This window comes from Paenibacillus sp. Soil787, assembly GCF_001429545.1.
Lineage (GTDB): Bacteria > Bacillota > Bacilli > Paenibacillales > NBRC-103111 > Paenibacillus_E.
This window is the reverse complement of the sequence record NZ_LMSP01000048.1, coordinates 143,752-160,069: the sequence shown is the minus strand read 5'-3', so window position 1 is coordinate 160,069 and position 16,318 is coordinate 143,752. Positions and strand designations below refer to the sequence as shown.

3 protein-coding genes are annotated in these 16,318 nt (G+C 51.8%); all 3 read left to right on the top strand.

What is annotated here, in order from left to right; translation table 11 throughout:
• The first annotated feature begins 16 nt into the window (after positions 1–16).
• The 3 genes from ASG93_RS32950 to ASG93_RS32940 are packed head-to-tail and all read left to right on the top strand — an operon-like array spanning position 17 to position 16,303.
• Positions 17–12,712, top strand: a complete 12,696-nt coding sequence (locus tag ASG93_RS32950) for a non-ribosomal peptide synthetase (RefSeq protein WP_056839300.1) — start codon at positions 17–19, stop codon at positions 12,710–12,712.
• A 24-nt stretch (positions 12,713–12,736) separates the two neighbouring features.
• Complete coding sequence (locus ASG93_RS32945) at positions 12,737–14,518, top strand: ABC transporter ATP-binding protein (protein ID WP_235551046.1); 1,782 nt, start codon at positions 12,737–12,739, stop codon at positions 14,516–14,518.
• A gap of 3 nt (positions 14,519–14,521) precedes the next feature.
• On the top strand, positions 14,522–16,303 hold the full coding sequence (locus tag ASG93_RS32940) for an ABC transporter ATP-binding protein (protein WP_056839297.1): 1,782 nt from the start codon (positions 14,522–14,524) through the stop codon (positions 16,301–16,303).
• Positions 16,304–16,318 lie beyond the last annotated feature (15 nt).

The window sequence follows — 16,318 nt, the reverse complement described above, 5'->3', positions numbered from 1 at the left end:
TCTCAGGAGGATGCTCATGATCGATAAATATTCGCAAAATATGATGCTTGCCGGCGGTCAATTTGAGAAAGAGCAGCAATATTGGCTGAACAAGCTGCAGGGTGAAATCGTGCTTTCGGAATTTCCGAGGGATGCTGATCGATCAACTGCTCTTCCCGACAAAATGTCGGCGATGAAATATGACTTTCCGTCAGAGCTCTCGCAAAAGCTGCAGCAAATCACGAGTAAGTCCGATTTTGCTCTTTATATGATTCTCTTGTCTGGGGTTACATACATCCTGCATCGGTATACGTCCCAATCGGAGATCATCGTCGGCATGCCTGTTTTCAAGCAAAACAAGCAAAACAAGCAAAATGCGGTGCTGGTGAACTCGCTGCTGCTATTGCAAACGGCCTTCAACCAGGATAACTGCACGTTCAAGCAATGGCTGACAGCTGTAAAAGAAACCATCCTATCTGCGAACGAGCATCAAAATTATCCGTATGCGAAATTGGCGGAGCTGCTCGACCTGCCGAGAGGGAACGGAGACAAACCTTTCCTGCCTACGCTCGTTTTGCTCGATAACATTCATGACCGCAGCATCGCCAATCATGTCGAATCCAATGTTATCTTCCAGTTCTCAAAAGCCGAGGAGCAGGTTGAACTGGTTGTCCAATACAACACCGGTCTGTATAGCGAATTTTTGATGAAGCAAATTACGTTTCACCTCTTTGATTTTTTGCGGTCGGCTTTGAACGAGCCGGACCGCAGGCTGGCGGAGCGCGAGCTTGTATCCGAGGCTGAAAAAATGACGCTGCTGGACGAATTCAACCAGACCGGGGCGGCGTTCCCGCAGGGTCAAACAATACACGGTTTGTTCGAGGAGCAGGTGCAAAGGACGCCGGAGCGCATCGCTGTATCTTGCGGCGAGGAACGGCTGACGTATCGCCAGCTGAACGAACGCGCCAACAGCCTCGCCCGCAACCTCCGCAGCTACGGAGTATGGCCGGACGTTAGAGTAGGCCTGCTTGTCGAGCGCTCGCTCGATATGCTCGTTGGCATCCTTGCGACGCTCAAAGCCGGAGGTGCCTATGTGCCGCTCGATCCGGACTATCCGCAGGAGCGCACGCAGTTCATGCTGGAGGACAGCGGGGCCCGCGTCCTTCTGACGCAGCCGCATCTAGCCGGAAAAGTACCTTATGACGGCATTGTACTCGATATGAGCGATGATGAGCTGTACGCCTGGGATTCTGCTGACCTGGAACCGGTGAATGGGCCGCACGATATGGCCTACATCATTTACACGTCTGGCACGACCGGCAAGCCGAAGGGCGTTATGATCGAGCATCAGAATGTCGTGCGTTTGCTCGTTCATGATCGGCTCCAATTCGATTTCAGCGAACGCGACGTGTGGACCGTATTTCACTCCTTCTGCTTTGATTTTTCCGTCTGGGAAATGTACGGGGCGCTGCTGTACGGCGGCAGGTGTGTGGTTGTGCCGAAGACAACAGCACAAAACCCAAAAGCATTCGCGCAGCTGCTGCGGCAGGAGCAAGTGACGATACTAAATCAAACGCCGACCGCGTTCTACACGCTGATCCAAGAGGAGCTGCAGCAGGCGGGCAAGGGTCTTGCCGTCCGATGCGTCATCTTCGGCGGGGAAGCGCTGAACCCGGTCATGCTGAAGCCGTGGAAGATGAAATACCCGGATACGCTGCTGATCAATATGTACGGGATTACGGAAACGACCGTGCATGTTACCTATAAAACCTATAAAGAAATAACGGATCGCGAAATCGAAACGAACCTGAGCAACATCGGCCGTCCGATTCCGACGCTGACGAGCTACATCTTCGACGCGCAGCGCAGGCTGGTGCCGATCGGCGTCGTCGGAGAGCTGTACGTAGGTGGGGACGGCGTCGCCCGCGGTTATTTGAACCGAGAGGAGCTGACGGCTGAGCGGTTCATCGCGAATCCTTACAAACCAGAGGAACGGTTGTATCGAACCGGCGACCTTGCGCGTCTGCTGCCCAGCGGCGAGATGGAATACTTTGGACGAATCGACCATCAAGTGAAGATTCGTGGGCATCGCATCGAGCTCGGCGAGATCGAAACACAGCTGCTGAAGCATGAGCGGATTAAAGAAGCGACGGTGCTGGCACAGGATGACGAACAGGGGCAGAAGTTCCTGTGCGCCTACTTCATCGCAGACGGGGAGCTGACGGTGTCCGAGCTTAGGGCGCATATTGGCAGCGATTTGCCGGCGTACATGATCCCGTCGCATTTTGTGAAGCTGGATCGAATCCCGCTTACCGCCAACGGCAAAATCGACCGCAAAGCGCTGCCGAAGCCGGAAGGGGGGCTGGACTCGGGCACGGCTTACGTAGTGCCAAGAACAGAACTGGAAGCGGGTCTCGCGCGAATTTGGCAGAACGTGCTCGGCCGCGGGCAGGTCGGGGTGCTGGACGATTTCTTCGCGCTGGGCGGGCATTCGCTGAAGGCGATGTCGCTCATCACAGCGATGCACAAAGCGTACGATGTGGAAGTTCCGTTAAGCTTGATGTTCGAGACGCCGAATATTGAAGCGGTAGCTCGTTATATAGAGGCTATCGGTGTAGAAAGCGACGGGTACTCGGCGATTCGCCCAGCACCGCAGCAGGATGTATATCCTGTTTCTTCGGCACAAAAGCGGATGTTCATCATCCATCAATTTGAGGGATCAGGCACAGGCTATAATATGCCCGGCTTGTTCACTTTGAAAGGGAAGCTGGATAGAAACCGCTTGGAACAGGTGTTCCTCCGATTGATCGAACGCCATGAAACGCTGCGAACATCGTTCGAAACGGTAAATGGAGAGCCTTTTCAGAGAGTACACGCATCTGTTCCGTTTGAGATCCGTTATACGAAGGTTGATGAGGGAGAGCCATATCAAGTCGAGGTCGAGGCGTTAATCCGTTCCTTTATTCAGCCGTTTGATTTGAAGTATGCTCCGCTGCTCCGCGTAGGGTTGATTCAGCTTGCCGACGATCATCACATCTTCATGTGTGATATGCACCATATCATTTCGGACGGGGTGTCCATGTCGATCCTCGTCAAAGAATTTACAGAATTGTATCATGGGGCAGCACTGCCGGAGCTTTCCGTTCAGTATAAAGATTTTGCCGCATGGCAGCACGATAGTCTGCACAGTGAGAAACTGAAAAAACAGGAAGCCTACTGGCTTGACTTGTTTGAAGGGGAGCTGCCGCAGCTTGAGCTGCCGACCGATTATGCGAGACCTGCGGTGCAAAGCTTTGAGGGCGATCATTTATCGCTGCAGGCGGATAAACGGATTTTGGAAGGCATAAAGCGCATCGCTTCGGAAACAGGAACAACGCTCTATATGGTGCTGCTTGCCGCCTATAACGTCTTACTTTCCAAATATTCCGGAAAAGAAGACATCATTGTCGGCACGCCGACAGCTGGAAGATCCCATGCCGATGTGGAAGGCATCCTTGGCATGTTTGTCGGCACGCTGGCGATGAGAAACAAGCCCGAGGGCCATAAAACCTTTAAGCAGTTTTTGGCGGAAGTCAGGCTCAGCGCGATGATGGCCTACACCCATCAGGATTACCCGTTTGAGTCATTGCTCGAAAAGCTGAACATCGTGCGCGATATAAGCCGCAATCCGCTGTTTGACACGATGTTCATGGTGCAAAATATCGATGTGCAGGAAGCTGGATTCGAAGAGCTGCAGGTTGAGCCGTACGCGGTTGAGAATTACATTTCCAAATTCGATCTGTCCTTGGAAGCGAAGGAAGCGGCGAACGGTCTGACGGTTCATATCGAATACAGCACGAATCTTTTTGAAAGGGAAACCGTCGAGCGAATGGGCCGACACTACCTCGTACTGCTCGAATCCATTGTGCAGGAACCGGAGAGGAAGCTGGCGGAGCTCGACATGCTCACAGAGGAAGAAAGAAGACAAATTTTGGCTGATTTCAACGATACGCATACGAATTACCCGAGCGAAATGACCATTGCTGCGTTGTTTGAGCGGCAGGCCCGGCAAACCCCTGATCATCCAGCCATCGTTTGGAAGGGTCAAGAGCTGACCTACCGTCAGCTCAATGAGCAAGCGAACCGGCTAGCCCGGACGTTGATCGAACAAGGCGTAGGGCCCGATCATGTCGTCGGTCTGATGGCGGAACATAAACTGGAGCTCATGGTCGGCCTGCTTGGCATTCTGAAGGCAGGCGGCGCTTTCTTGCTCCTTGATCTCGATGTTCCTGTTGAGCGCATGAAGTACATGCTCGAAGATAGCGGTGCTCGTATCATCCTGACGGAAAGACATCTGCGTCAGCAAACAACGGCATTTGCTTGGGTTCAAGTGATCATCCTTGACGATGAGGTTGTCCCATATGATAACGACTGCTCCAACCTGGAGCTGTCCGGCTCATCGCGCGATCTGGCGTATGTCATCTACACGTCCGGCTCCACGGGCAAGCCGAAAGGGGTGCTCATCGAGCAGCGCAGTGTTGTGCGGTTGGTCAAAGAAACAGACTACGTGCAGTGGAACGCGGATGAGCGCATTCTGCAGACAGGAGCGCTTGGTTTCGATGCGATCACGTTCGAGATCTTCGGGGCGCTGCTGAATGGAGGTACGCTCTACCTGACCGACAAGAGCGTCATCCTAGATAGTGAGCAGCTTGGCGCGTTCATCGCCGAACACCGCATCACGACCATGTGGCTCACGTCACCGCTGTTCAACCAGCTTTCGCAGGAGAATGCGGAGCTGTTCACGGGTGTTCGCCAACTGCTGGTCGGCGGAGACGCGTTGTCTCCGAGCCACATTAACCACGTACGCAGTAAGTGTCCGGATTTACGTCTGATTAACGGATATGGGCCGACGGAGAACACAACATTCTCCACGACATTTAGGGTCGAACGCGATTACGAGGGAAGCATTCCGATCGGGCGGCCGATCAGTAATTCCACGGCGTACATCGTAAACAAGTACAACCAGCTGCAGCCAGTCGGTGTGCCGGGTGAGCTGTACGTAGGTGGTGATGGTGTGGCGAGAGGGTATGCGAACCGGCCGGAGATGACGGCCGAGACTTTCGTGCCGAACCCATTCGTAGCGGGAGAGACGATGTACCGCACCGGCGACCTGGCGAAATGGCTGCCGGACGGAACGATTGAATATAGGGGCCGCATCGATCAGCAGGTGAAGATCCGGGGATATCGGATCGAGCTGGGCGAGATCGAGACGGAGCTCATGAAGCATCCTGCCATGAAGGATGCTGTAGTGATCGCACGCGAGGACGCGAACGGGCAGAAGTTCTTGTGCGCTTACATCGTATCGGAGCCGGAGCTGGGTGCGCAAGAATTAAAGGTGTTTCTGGCGCAGGAGCTGCCATCCTACATGGTGCCGGCGTATGTGGTGCAGATGGAGAAGCTGCCACTGACGGTTAACGGCAAAATCGATCGCCGCGAGCTGCCCGAGCCGGAAGGCGGCTTGGAGCTAGGCACAGCGTATGCAGCACCGCGCAATGAGGCGGAAGAGCGGCTCGCCGTCATCTGGCAGGACGTACTCGGCGTGCCGCAGGTCGGTATCCGCGACGACTTCTTCCTGCTTGGCGGCCACTCGCTGAAGGCGATGACGCTGCTGGCGCGGATCAAGCAGCAGCTTCAAGTGAATGTGCCGCTGCGGGTGCTGTTCGAGTTGCCGACGATAGAGGCGCTGGCCCAGCATATCGCACAGGCCGATAGGGAGGCATATACGGCGCTCAAGCCAGTGGAACATCGTGACTGCTACCCGCTTTCCTCCGCCCAGAAGCGGATGTTTATTCTTGGGCAATTCGAAGGCTCCGGGACGGCTTATAATATGCCCGGCGTTATGTTCATCGAAGGTGAGCTGAGCCTTGAAAGATTCAAACAGTCGTTCATTCGTTTGGTTGAACGGCATGAATCGCTGCGTACTTCTTTCACTGTCGAAGATGGCGAACCGGTCCAAATTGTACACCGTAATCTGCAATTTGAGATTGAATATATCGATTCCGCTCAAGATAGTACGGAAGTAGATCGGTTGGTGGAACAGTTCGTCCGACCGTTCGATTTATCGAAGGCACCTTTGCTTCACGTAGGTTTGATTCATCTACAGCCTGAACGACATTTATTCCTTTTCGATATGCACCATATCATTTCCGATGGCGTATCGATGGCTATCCTCGTTGATGAGTTCGTCCGTTTGTATCAAGGCGAAGCATTGCCGGAGCTTTCGATTCACTATAAAGATTTTGCTGTGTGGCAGAACGAATTTTTCCAATCGGAATTCATGCAAAAGCAGGAGACTTATTGGATATCTCAATTTGAAGGGGAAATTCCGGTGCTTGATTTGCCGACCGATTTCTCCAGACCCTCCATTCAAAGCTTTGAAGGCGATTATATGACTATAGGCTCCGATAAAGCGCTGGCTGACGGGCTGAAAGGACTTGCCGCCGAAACTGGCACAACGTTATACATGGTGCTGTTAGCTGCTTATCACGTGCTGATGTCCAAATACAGCGGGCAGGAAGACATCGTGATTGGAACGCCGATCGCCGGCAGACCGCGTGCGGAGCTTGAACCGGTTATTGGCATGTTCGTCAACACACTGGCGCTGCGCAATCGCTCGGAAGGCGGGCAAACGTTCAAGCAGTTTCTGGCATCGGTGAAAGATACGACGCTCAGCGCATTCGAGTACCAAGATTATCCCTTCGAATCGCTTGTCGAAAAACTGAACATGGCTCGCGATTTAAGCCGCAACCCGTTGTTTGACACCATGTTCAGCATGCAGAACATTTCTGTTCGGGCGGCACAAATGGAAGGGCTCCAATTTACGCCTTACGAAACAGAGAGCCGAATTGCCAAATTCGATCTTTCGATGGAAGCAACGGAAGAAGAGGATCAAATCCGTTTCAATTTGGAATACAGCACGCGGTTATTTAACCGGGCGACTATGGAAAGATTAGCCGGTCATTATTTGCGGGCGCTCCATCAAATCGTCTCGAACCCAGATAGCTTGCTAGCAGAGATCGATATACTTAGCGCTGCGGAGAGGCATGAGATCATCCATGTATTTAACGATACGAGCGAACCGTTTAACCTGGATGTGATGATGCCGCAGCTGTTCGAACAACAAGTGGAGCAAACGCCGGATCGCATTGCGGTCAGCTTCGAAGGAACGCACCTCACTTACCGCGAGTTGAATGAACGGGCAAACCAGTTAGCGCATTACTTGCTTTTAAAAGGCATGAATCAGGAGGATTTGGCGGCCATCTTGCTGCACCGTTCACCGAGGATGATTGTGTGCATCCTGGCAATTTGGAAGGCGGGCGGCACTTATGTGCCTATCGATCCGGACTATCCGCCGCAAAGAATCCGCGATATGCTTGCCGATTCTGGCGCTGTGTGCCTGTTGACTGAAATGCCATACATAACACCTGAAATCGAGCAAGGCTATAACGGAGTAATCATTCCGATCGACACGGACGATGAGGTCATCCGTCAGGTAGAGGATGAGAACGTCAAACTTCCTGTACCCGTATCGGGCAACCTTGCTTATGTCATTTATACATCCGGTTCTACCGGAAAGCCGAAGGGCGCCATGCTGGAGCATGCAGGTATGCTGAATCATATGGATACGATGATCAGCGCTTTCGATCTGGACGAACAAAGTGTCATTGTCCAGAATGCCCCGCACTGCTTCGATATTTCAGTCTGGCAGTTAGTTACTGCCTTAGTGATTGGTGGACGGACGGCGATGTATAGTCATGAACTCGTGTTGAATGTACGTGAATTCATGAAGCAAGTGGCGGAAGATAAGGCGACGGTTCTGGAGGTAGTCGTTTCTTATATGACCGCGATGCTGGATTTGCCGGAAGCCGTTCCGCTTCCCGACTTGCAATATGTGCTCGTGACCGGGGAGTCAATCAAACCGCCGCTGGCGCGAAAATGGTTCGAGCGCTATCCGCACGTGAAGCTGGTCAACGCATACGGGCCAACCGAAGCGTCAGACGACATTACGTTGTATGAGATGGATGAATCGCCGAAGCTGGAAACAGTACCGATCGGCAAGCCGGTGCAAAACCTGCATGTTTACATTGTTGATCCTTATATGAAGCTTGTGCCGATCGGCGTTCAAGGTGAATTATGTGTGTCCGGCATCGGGGTTGGGCGCGGCTATTTGAATGACCCGGAGAGAACGGAGAAAGTGTTTATGGAGGACCCGTTCAGGGGCGAAACAGGTATTCGCATGTACAAAACGGGCGACTTGGCACGTTTCCTGCCTGACGGCAATTTGGAATATATCGGACGGGTAGATCATCAAGTTAAAATCAGAGGCTACCGGATCGAGCTCGGCGAAATTGAGGCGATTTTGCTGAAACAAGCGGGAATCAAAGAAGCCGTAGTCATCGATCGGACGGATTCCCATAGTCAAAAGTATTTATGCGCGTACTTTGTTTCGGATGAATTGATGCCTGCTTCTGAGCTGAAGGAAAGCTTAAGCAAGGAGCTTCCGGCCTATATGGTGCCGTCTTACATTGTTCAGATGGATCGGCTGCCTTTGACACCGAACGGTAAAATTAACCGCAAAGCGCTTCCGGAGCCGGACGGCCAGCAAGAGTCTGATTATACAGCACCGTCAAATGAAACGGAGCGTAAGCTTTGCGGCATCTGGCAGCATATTCTCGGAATCGGCCGGATCGGCATTCATGATAACTTTTTTGAATTGGGCGGTCATTCTCTGAAAGCAATGATGCTCCTCGCCCAGATTCACCGTGAAACGGGTGTGGAGGTGCCGCTGCGCATGCTGTTCGAGATGCCGACGGTGCAGCAGATTGCCAAGTTTATTGATCAGTCCGCATCGTACAATTACCACTCGATTCAGCCTGCTGAAGTGCAGGAATATTACCCGCTGTCATCCGCTCAAAAACGGATGTTCATCCTACAGCAGCTTGAGTCGGGCAGCATCGGTTATAACATGCCGGATGTGATGCTGATCGAAGGCGAGCTGGATTTTGAGCGATTTGAGCAGGCTTACCGGGCACTTATTCGTCGGCACGAAGTGCTCCGCACCTCATTCCATACCGTGGATGGGGAGCCGAGGCAGAGGGTGCATGCAGATGCCGAACTGAATGTTCAAATCGAGGTCTTCCAGGCCAATTCAGACGAAGCAGCCGTTCAACTTGTAAAGTCTATCATCCGTCCGTTCAAGCTAAGTGAAGCGCCATTGATTCGCGCAGCTCTGATCCGAAGAACAGACGATCAGCATGTCTTTGTCTTAGATATGCATCATATCGTTTCAGACGGTGTCTCGAGCAGCATCATAGTGAATGATTTTGCTGCCTTGTATGCCGGCGCTGATCGGCCAAAGCTGACTATCCAGTACAAGGATTTTGCAGTATGGCAAAATGAACAATTCCAAAGCGGTGTCATGCAGAGGCACGAGCAGTATTGGTTAAGCAAGTTTGCCGGCGAAGTGCCGCTGCTTAATCTCGCAACCGATTACCCTAGACCGCAAGTGAAAAGCTTCGAAGGGGACTTTATCGTTTTCGGTTCCGGCCTTAAAAGGATGGAGCTGCTGAACCGATTGGCTGCTTCGCAGGGAACGACTTTGTATATGGTGCTGCTCGCTGCATTTAATGTGCTGCTGGCCAAATATGCCGGTCAGGATGATCTTGTGGTGGGAACGCCAATTGCCGGCAGACCGCATGCGGACGTGGCAAACGTCGTCGGGATGTTCGTCAATACGTTAGCGCTGCGTAATCAGCCAAAAGCAGGATTGACGTTCCGAAACTTCCTGCAGCAAGTCAAAGAAACCTCGCTGCAGGCGTACGAGCATCAAGACTACCCGTTCGAGCTGTTGGTAGAAAATTTGGGCTTGCAGAGGGACTTAAGCCGTAATCCGCTGTTCGATACGATCTTTATTTTCCAAAATACAGATGAAGCGGAGATCGAACTTAACGAACTGCAGTTCAAACCGTTCCCACTCGAGCATAAAGTCGCCAAATTCGATCTCGCATTAACAGCGGTTGAGACCGAAGGTGAAATCGGATTTAATCTGGCGTACAGCACAAAATTGTTTAACGAAGCAACGGTGGAGCGCATGGGCCGCCATTTGTTAAAACTGATCGACACCTTATTAGATCGTCCCGATACGTTGTTAGCTGAGGTTGACCTCATGACGGAAGATGAGCTTTCGCAATTAGCACTCTTCAACGCAACGCAGAATGACGTGCTTAAAGGCAACACGCTGCACGGGCTGTTTGAGGAGCAGGCGGCGCGAACACCGGAGCAACCAGGAGTCATTTGTGCGGGTAAGCAGCTGACCTATGCGGAGTTGAATACGAAGGCCAACCAGTTGGCAAGAACGCTGCGGGATAAGGGCGTTCTCCCTGAGACGCGGGTAGGCATTATGGCCGACCGCTCGCTCGAGCTGATCGTCGGCATCATGGCGATACTGAAAGCCGGCGGGGCCTATGTGCCGATTGATCCGCAGTATCCGCAAGAGCGGATCCGCTACATGCTGGAGGACAGCGGCACCGCGATCGTGCTGACTCAGGCACAGCTGATCGCGGGCATGAGCAAAGAAGTGAACGCCGCTTTCGCAGGGGAGTGGCTGGATCTGAACGACGATCAGCACTATGCTGCTGACGGCTCCAATCTGCAGCAGGTCAATGCGCTGACGGATTTGGCCTACATCATTTATACGTCGGGTACGACGGGTAAACCGAAAGGCGTCATGATCGAGCACTGCAGCATTGCCGGCAATCTCTTGTGGAGAAAGTCGGAGTATGCGCTGAGTACAAACGATAAAGTATTGCAGCTGTTCTCATTTGCTTTCGATGGCTTTGTGACCAGCTTCTTCACACCGATTCTGGCGGGAGCCACAGTCATCCTGCCGCAGGAAGAAGAAGCGAAAGACCCTTTTGCCATTAAAAAGCAAATCGCGGAGCATCACGTCACGCATTTTATCAGCGTGCCAAGCTTGTACGCAGCGCTCCTTGAGTGCATGATCACCGAAGATGCTGGCTCGCTGCGCATCATTACGGTTGCCGGCGAGAAAGTAAATAAACCTGTGATCGAGCGCAGCAAACAGCTTTTCCCGCACATTGAGCTTGTGAATGAATATGGTCCTACAGAAAGCAGCGTCGTAGCCACATTCCTGCGAGACCTAACGCCGGATAAGGACATTACAATCGGACGTCCGATAGCAAATACGCAAGTATACATTGTGAATGAGACCGATCATCATCTGCAGCCGATTGGCATCATTGGAGAGCTGTGCATCGCGGGGAACGGTCTGGCTCGAGGGTATTTGAATCGTGATGACCTGACGAGCGAAAAATTTGTGATGAATCCATTCACATCCCTAGCAGGCACAAGTGAACGGTTGTACAAAACGGGCGATCTTGCTCGCTTCTTGCCAGACGGTACGATCGAGTACATTGGACGCCTCGACGAGCAGGTGAAAATCAGGGGCTACCGGATCGAGCTGGAAGAAATTGAAGCTGGTCTCCTAAGACATGAATATGTGCAAGAAGCCGTCGTCGTGACGGAAGAGATGAACGGGGAAAAGGTGCTTTGCGCTTACATTGTTGCAGGCGGAAGTACGGACATGGCTGAGCTGAGAGCGTATCTCTCCTCCGAGCTGCCGGCTTACATGGTCCCGAGCTATTTCATCCGCATGGAGGCCATGCCGCTGACACCGAACGGCAAGCTGGATAAAAAAACTCTGCCGAAGCCGGATGAAAGCACCTTGGCACGCGCAGCGTATGTCACACCCCGTAACACGACGGAGGAGCGGCTCACCGCCATTTGGCAGGAGATCCTTGGCCTGAAGCAGGTTGGCGTTCACGACAACTTTTTCGAAATTGGCGGCCATTCACTGAAAGCTATTCAGCTTGTGACGCGAATTTACGAATCGATGCAGGAGGAATTGCCACTGCATTACTTATTCCAGCATCCGACTGTAGAACAAATAGCTCAATACTTGGATTCCAAAGAGCTGAGGATCGATTTTAACAAACCTATTACCTTATTGAACCGAAAAATGGATCGTCATGTATTCTGCTTCCCGCCGGTCGGCGGCTTCGGTTTTGTGTTTAAAGAGCTCGCGGAACAGATCGCTTCGCATGCCCTCTACGGTCTTGATTTTATTGAGAGCGAGGATCGCCTGGAACGTTACATCGAGCTTGTGACAAGTGTTCAGGCGGAAGGACCGTATGTCTTTATGGGGTATTCCGCTGGCGGCAATCTCATGTTCGAGCTGACGAAGACGATGGAGGCAAAAGGATACGCTGTCTCGGATCTGATCATGCTGGATGCGTCCAGGAAAAACAAAGCCATCCGTCAATCCGAAAAGACAGTGGTGAAAGAGGTCGACGCTTTGGTGAAGGAAGCTGAGTCTAACACCAAGTACGAAGCTTATATAAGTAACGAACTTTTCAAAAACACGGTTATACAAAAAATGAAAAGTTACATGATTTACCTGAACGGTTTGCAAAACAGCGGCACCATTCAAGCGAATATCCATTTGGTACAGAACGGAATCAAACCAAGCGGCAAGTTAAACAGCAGCATATTGTGGAACCAATCTACAACTTCGCAGTACCGCAGCTATGAGGGAGCAGGCCCTCATGAAGACATGTTGGATGCGCCATATGCCGCCAAAAACGCAGAGATTGTCAAGGAAATCTTATCCTTATAACCCGCAATGAAGAGGAGCGATACTTTGGCCAGTCGAAAAAGCAAGTCGCAGCCACCAAGACCAAAGCCGATTTTCTTTCGGCTAATGGCCTACATCAAGCCTTACAGCTTTTGGGTTCTTCTGACGATTGTAACCTCGCTCATGGCTGCAGGCGTCGATATCGGGATGGGGAAGCTGATTGAACAAATGGTCGACAGCTCTTCGGATAAGCTGCTGTTCTCCGCTGGTTTCATTGGCATTATGGCGCTGATCGGCGTGATTTCGAAGTATTTGATCAAATATGCTTCAACCCGGTTTAGCGCTTACGCGCTGCGCGATTTGCGCAACGGGGTTGCGAATCATCTGGAGAACCTGCCGGTTTCTACCGTAGAGAAGCAGCAATCGGGCGACCTCGTCTCCCGCCTGACGAACGATACGACCGTGCTGCAAAACTTTTTTATTCACCATTTTGCCAATCTATTTTACATGCCGGTGGTCTTTGTTAGTGCGCTTACGATTCTATTGCTTACGAGTTGGAAGCTGATCCTGTTCAGTCTCATCCTGCTGCCAGTTGGTATTGCCGTCACCGCCGTATTGAGCAGGCCGATCAGCAAATATTCCGAACAGCTGCAGGAACAATTGGGCGCTGCTAATGCGGTCACCCAAGATATGATCGGCGGAATCTCGATGGTCAAAGCTTTTAACAGGCAGGATACGTTGTTCGCAAAGTATAGCCGCGTGATGCAGCAGGTTTTGTCCAAAAGCCTACTGCTTGAAAAACGTCGCGCATTCATGTCGCCAATCAGTATTCTGCTGCTGTCGACACCGCTCATATTTATGGTCGCCATTGGCGGCTACTTGATTGGGGAAGGTGAGCTAACATCCGGCAACATTATCATTTTCTTGTATATGTTTTCGTTTGTTCTTCAGCCCATATCGATGATCCCGGTGCTGTCCGCTCAGGTACAGGAAGTGACCGGGGTAGCTAGGCGGTTGTTTGATGTTCTGGATATGCCGGTGGAGCAGGATAGCCGCTCATTCCAAGATATAGACCTAAGTGCGGCGCCGATTGAATTTGAGAACGTCACGTTTTCCTATGACGGACAAACGAATGTGCTGAACAGTTTAAGCTTTTGGCTGCAAAATCAGCAGACGATCGCTCTCGTAGGCTCCAGCGGCTGCGGGAAAAGCACACTGTTCAAGCTGCTTTGCGGCTTTTATGAACTGACACCGGGCAGCGGTACGATTAAGGTGCTCGGTCGGCCCTTGCAGGAGTGGAGTCTGAAGCAGCTTCGCAGCCAAATCTCACTCGTTTCTCAGGACACGCACCTATTTCCGGGCACGATTGCCGAGAACATCGGTTTCGGGAACCTTCATGCTACCCGTGACGATATCGTACGGGTGGCCCAAGAAGCGAACGCGCACGATTTTATTATGCAGCAGCCGGATGGGTATGAAACCGTGATCGGAGAACGGGGGTCCTTGTCCGGAGGTCAGAAGCAGCGGATTGCGATCGCGCGCGCACTGTTGAAGGATGCACCGATTCTGCTGCTGGATGAGCCGACATCCGCACTCGATACGCACTCCGAAGCCATCGTACAGGAAGCGATCGAACGGGTGATGAAAGACCGTGCCGTTCTCGTCATCACGCATCGTCTAACAACGTTAGATAAAGCGGATTGTGTGATTTTTATGAGTGATGGGAAAATCGTGGAATGCAACACACACGAGCAATTAATCCGCAGCAATGGCCCTTACAAGAAGCTGTACTTCAAACAATTTGTACTGCAAGACGGTACAGCCAGCGCAGACAGAGAGGGGGCGTAAGTCATGTTTCTTAGACAGTCCTACAAGGAATTTAAACGACTGATGTCTTTTATGCAGCTGCGCAGTAAAAGGTATTTCATCGGATTAATCGGAGATAGCATAAGCAATGCGAGCATTGCCATTCTGATGTCTTTTGTTATTCAATATTTACTTGAGTTTTCCGTTCATCGCGATCAGGGTGTGCTCCTGAAGGCGGTTTGGATCGTTGGCGGCACCTTCGTCATGCTTAGTGTGCTGTCCCCATTTTTTAGCTATATGTACCATCGCAGCGTAAAACAAACGATGGCGGACATCCGGCTGCTCGTTTTCGAACGACTGGGTCGGCTGCCGCAGAGCTACTATGAATCCCATCATTCCGGAGATATCGTTTCGCGAACGACGAATGATATGCACTTGATGGAACAAACGTTCACTGAGCATTTGAAATCGATCACGGTAGAATGTTTGACATTGGTCGGCTCCCTAGTCGTTATGTTCCTGCTCGATTGGCGGCTTGCCTTGGTTTTGCTGGCGCTCGGCCTGCTGTCCATCTTGATCAACACGCGCTTCGCACGCCCTTTGCGGAAAATAAGTGATCGGTTTCAAGAGCAAACAGGCGGATTGACTGAACGATTATCTGACCTGCTTGCCGGCCTGCAAGTGATCAAGATGTTCTCACTTCATCGTACGGTTACGAAGCGATTCCATGATAGGAATGGGGAGGTCACAACTTCAGCGATGAAGCAGGGGCATCAAACGGGTCTTCTTGAAGCTGTGAATTTCGTGATTAACTTCATGAGCTTAGGCGGCATGCTCGTTGTTGGGATCATCATGTATTCGCAACATTTAATCGAGCTCGGCGTTCTGGGGCAAATTATCCAGCTGCAAACTGGCGTCTCGATGGTATTTCTGCAGCTCGGCAGCATCGTTTCTCTGATTCAGCATTCGTTTGCCGGGGCCGCACGCGTATTCGAGCTGCTTGACGAAAGGGCGGAACCGGATCGGTATTTGTCCGTGTCCACACAGGGCAGCGAGCAGGAGGCGATGCCAAGTGCAGAATTGGACATGAGGGACGTGACTTTTGATTACGGTACCTCGGCAGGCATTCTAAACGGGAGTACACTTTCCGTACAGAAAGGACAGGTCGCCGCTCTCGTTGGTGCCAGTGGCAGCGGTAAAAGCACAGTCATGAAGCTGTTTCTCGGCTTCTATCCGCCTAAGGGCGGGACGATCCGTTTGCTTGGCAAGCCGCTGGGACATTATATGCTTTCTGAAATCCGGGAGTTAAGCGCTTATGTTCCACAGGATCCTTATTTGTTTCACGGTACCATTGGCGATAACATCCGATTCGGCAAACCCGATGCCACAGATCAAGAATTGAAGGATGCGGCAACAGCAGCTTATGCCCATGATTTCATTATGGAGCTGACGGACGGTTACGATACAATGGTTGGCGAACGGGGAACTTCGTTATCCGGAGGACAGCGCCAGCGAATCGCCATTGCCCGGGCCTTGCTCAAAAACGCCCCGATTCTTCTGCTCGATGAGGCTACGTCTGCACTGGATGCTGAATCTGAGTTTTGGGTACAAAGTGCTTTACAAACATTGATGAAAGACAGGACGACCCTGATGATCGCACATCGGCTATCTACTGTCGAAAAGGCGGACGTCATTTATGTGATGGAACAAGGTGTCGTAAAGGAAAAGGGAAGCCACCAGCAGCTCTTGGCCAAAGAAGGTTTATATGCAAAGCTGTACCGGCAGCAATCGCATAAAGAGCACGAGACGGAACCGGTCACCGCGTAAGAGAAGGATGCTTTC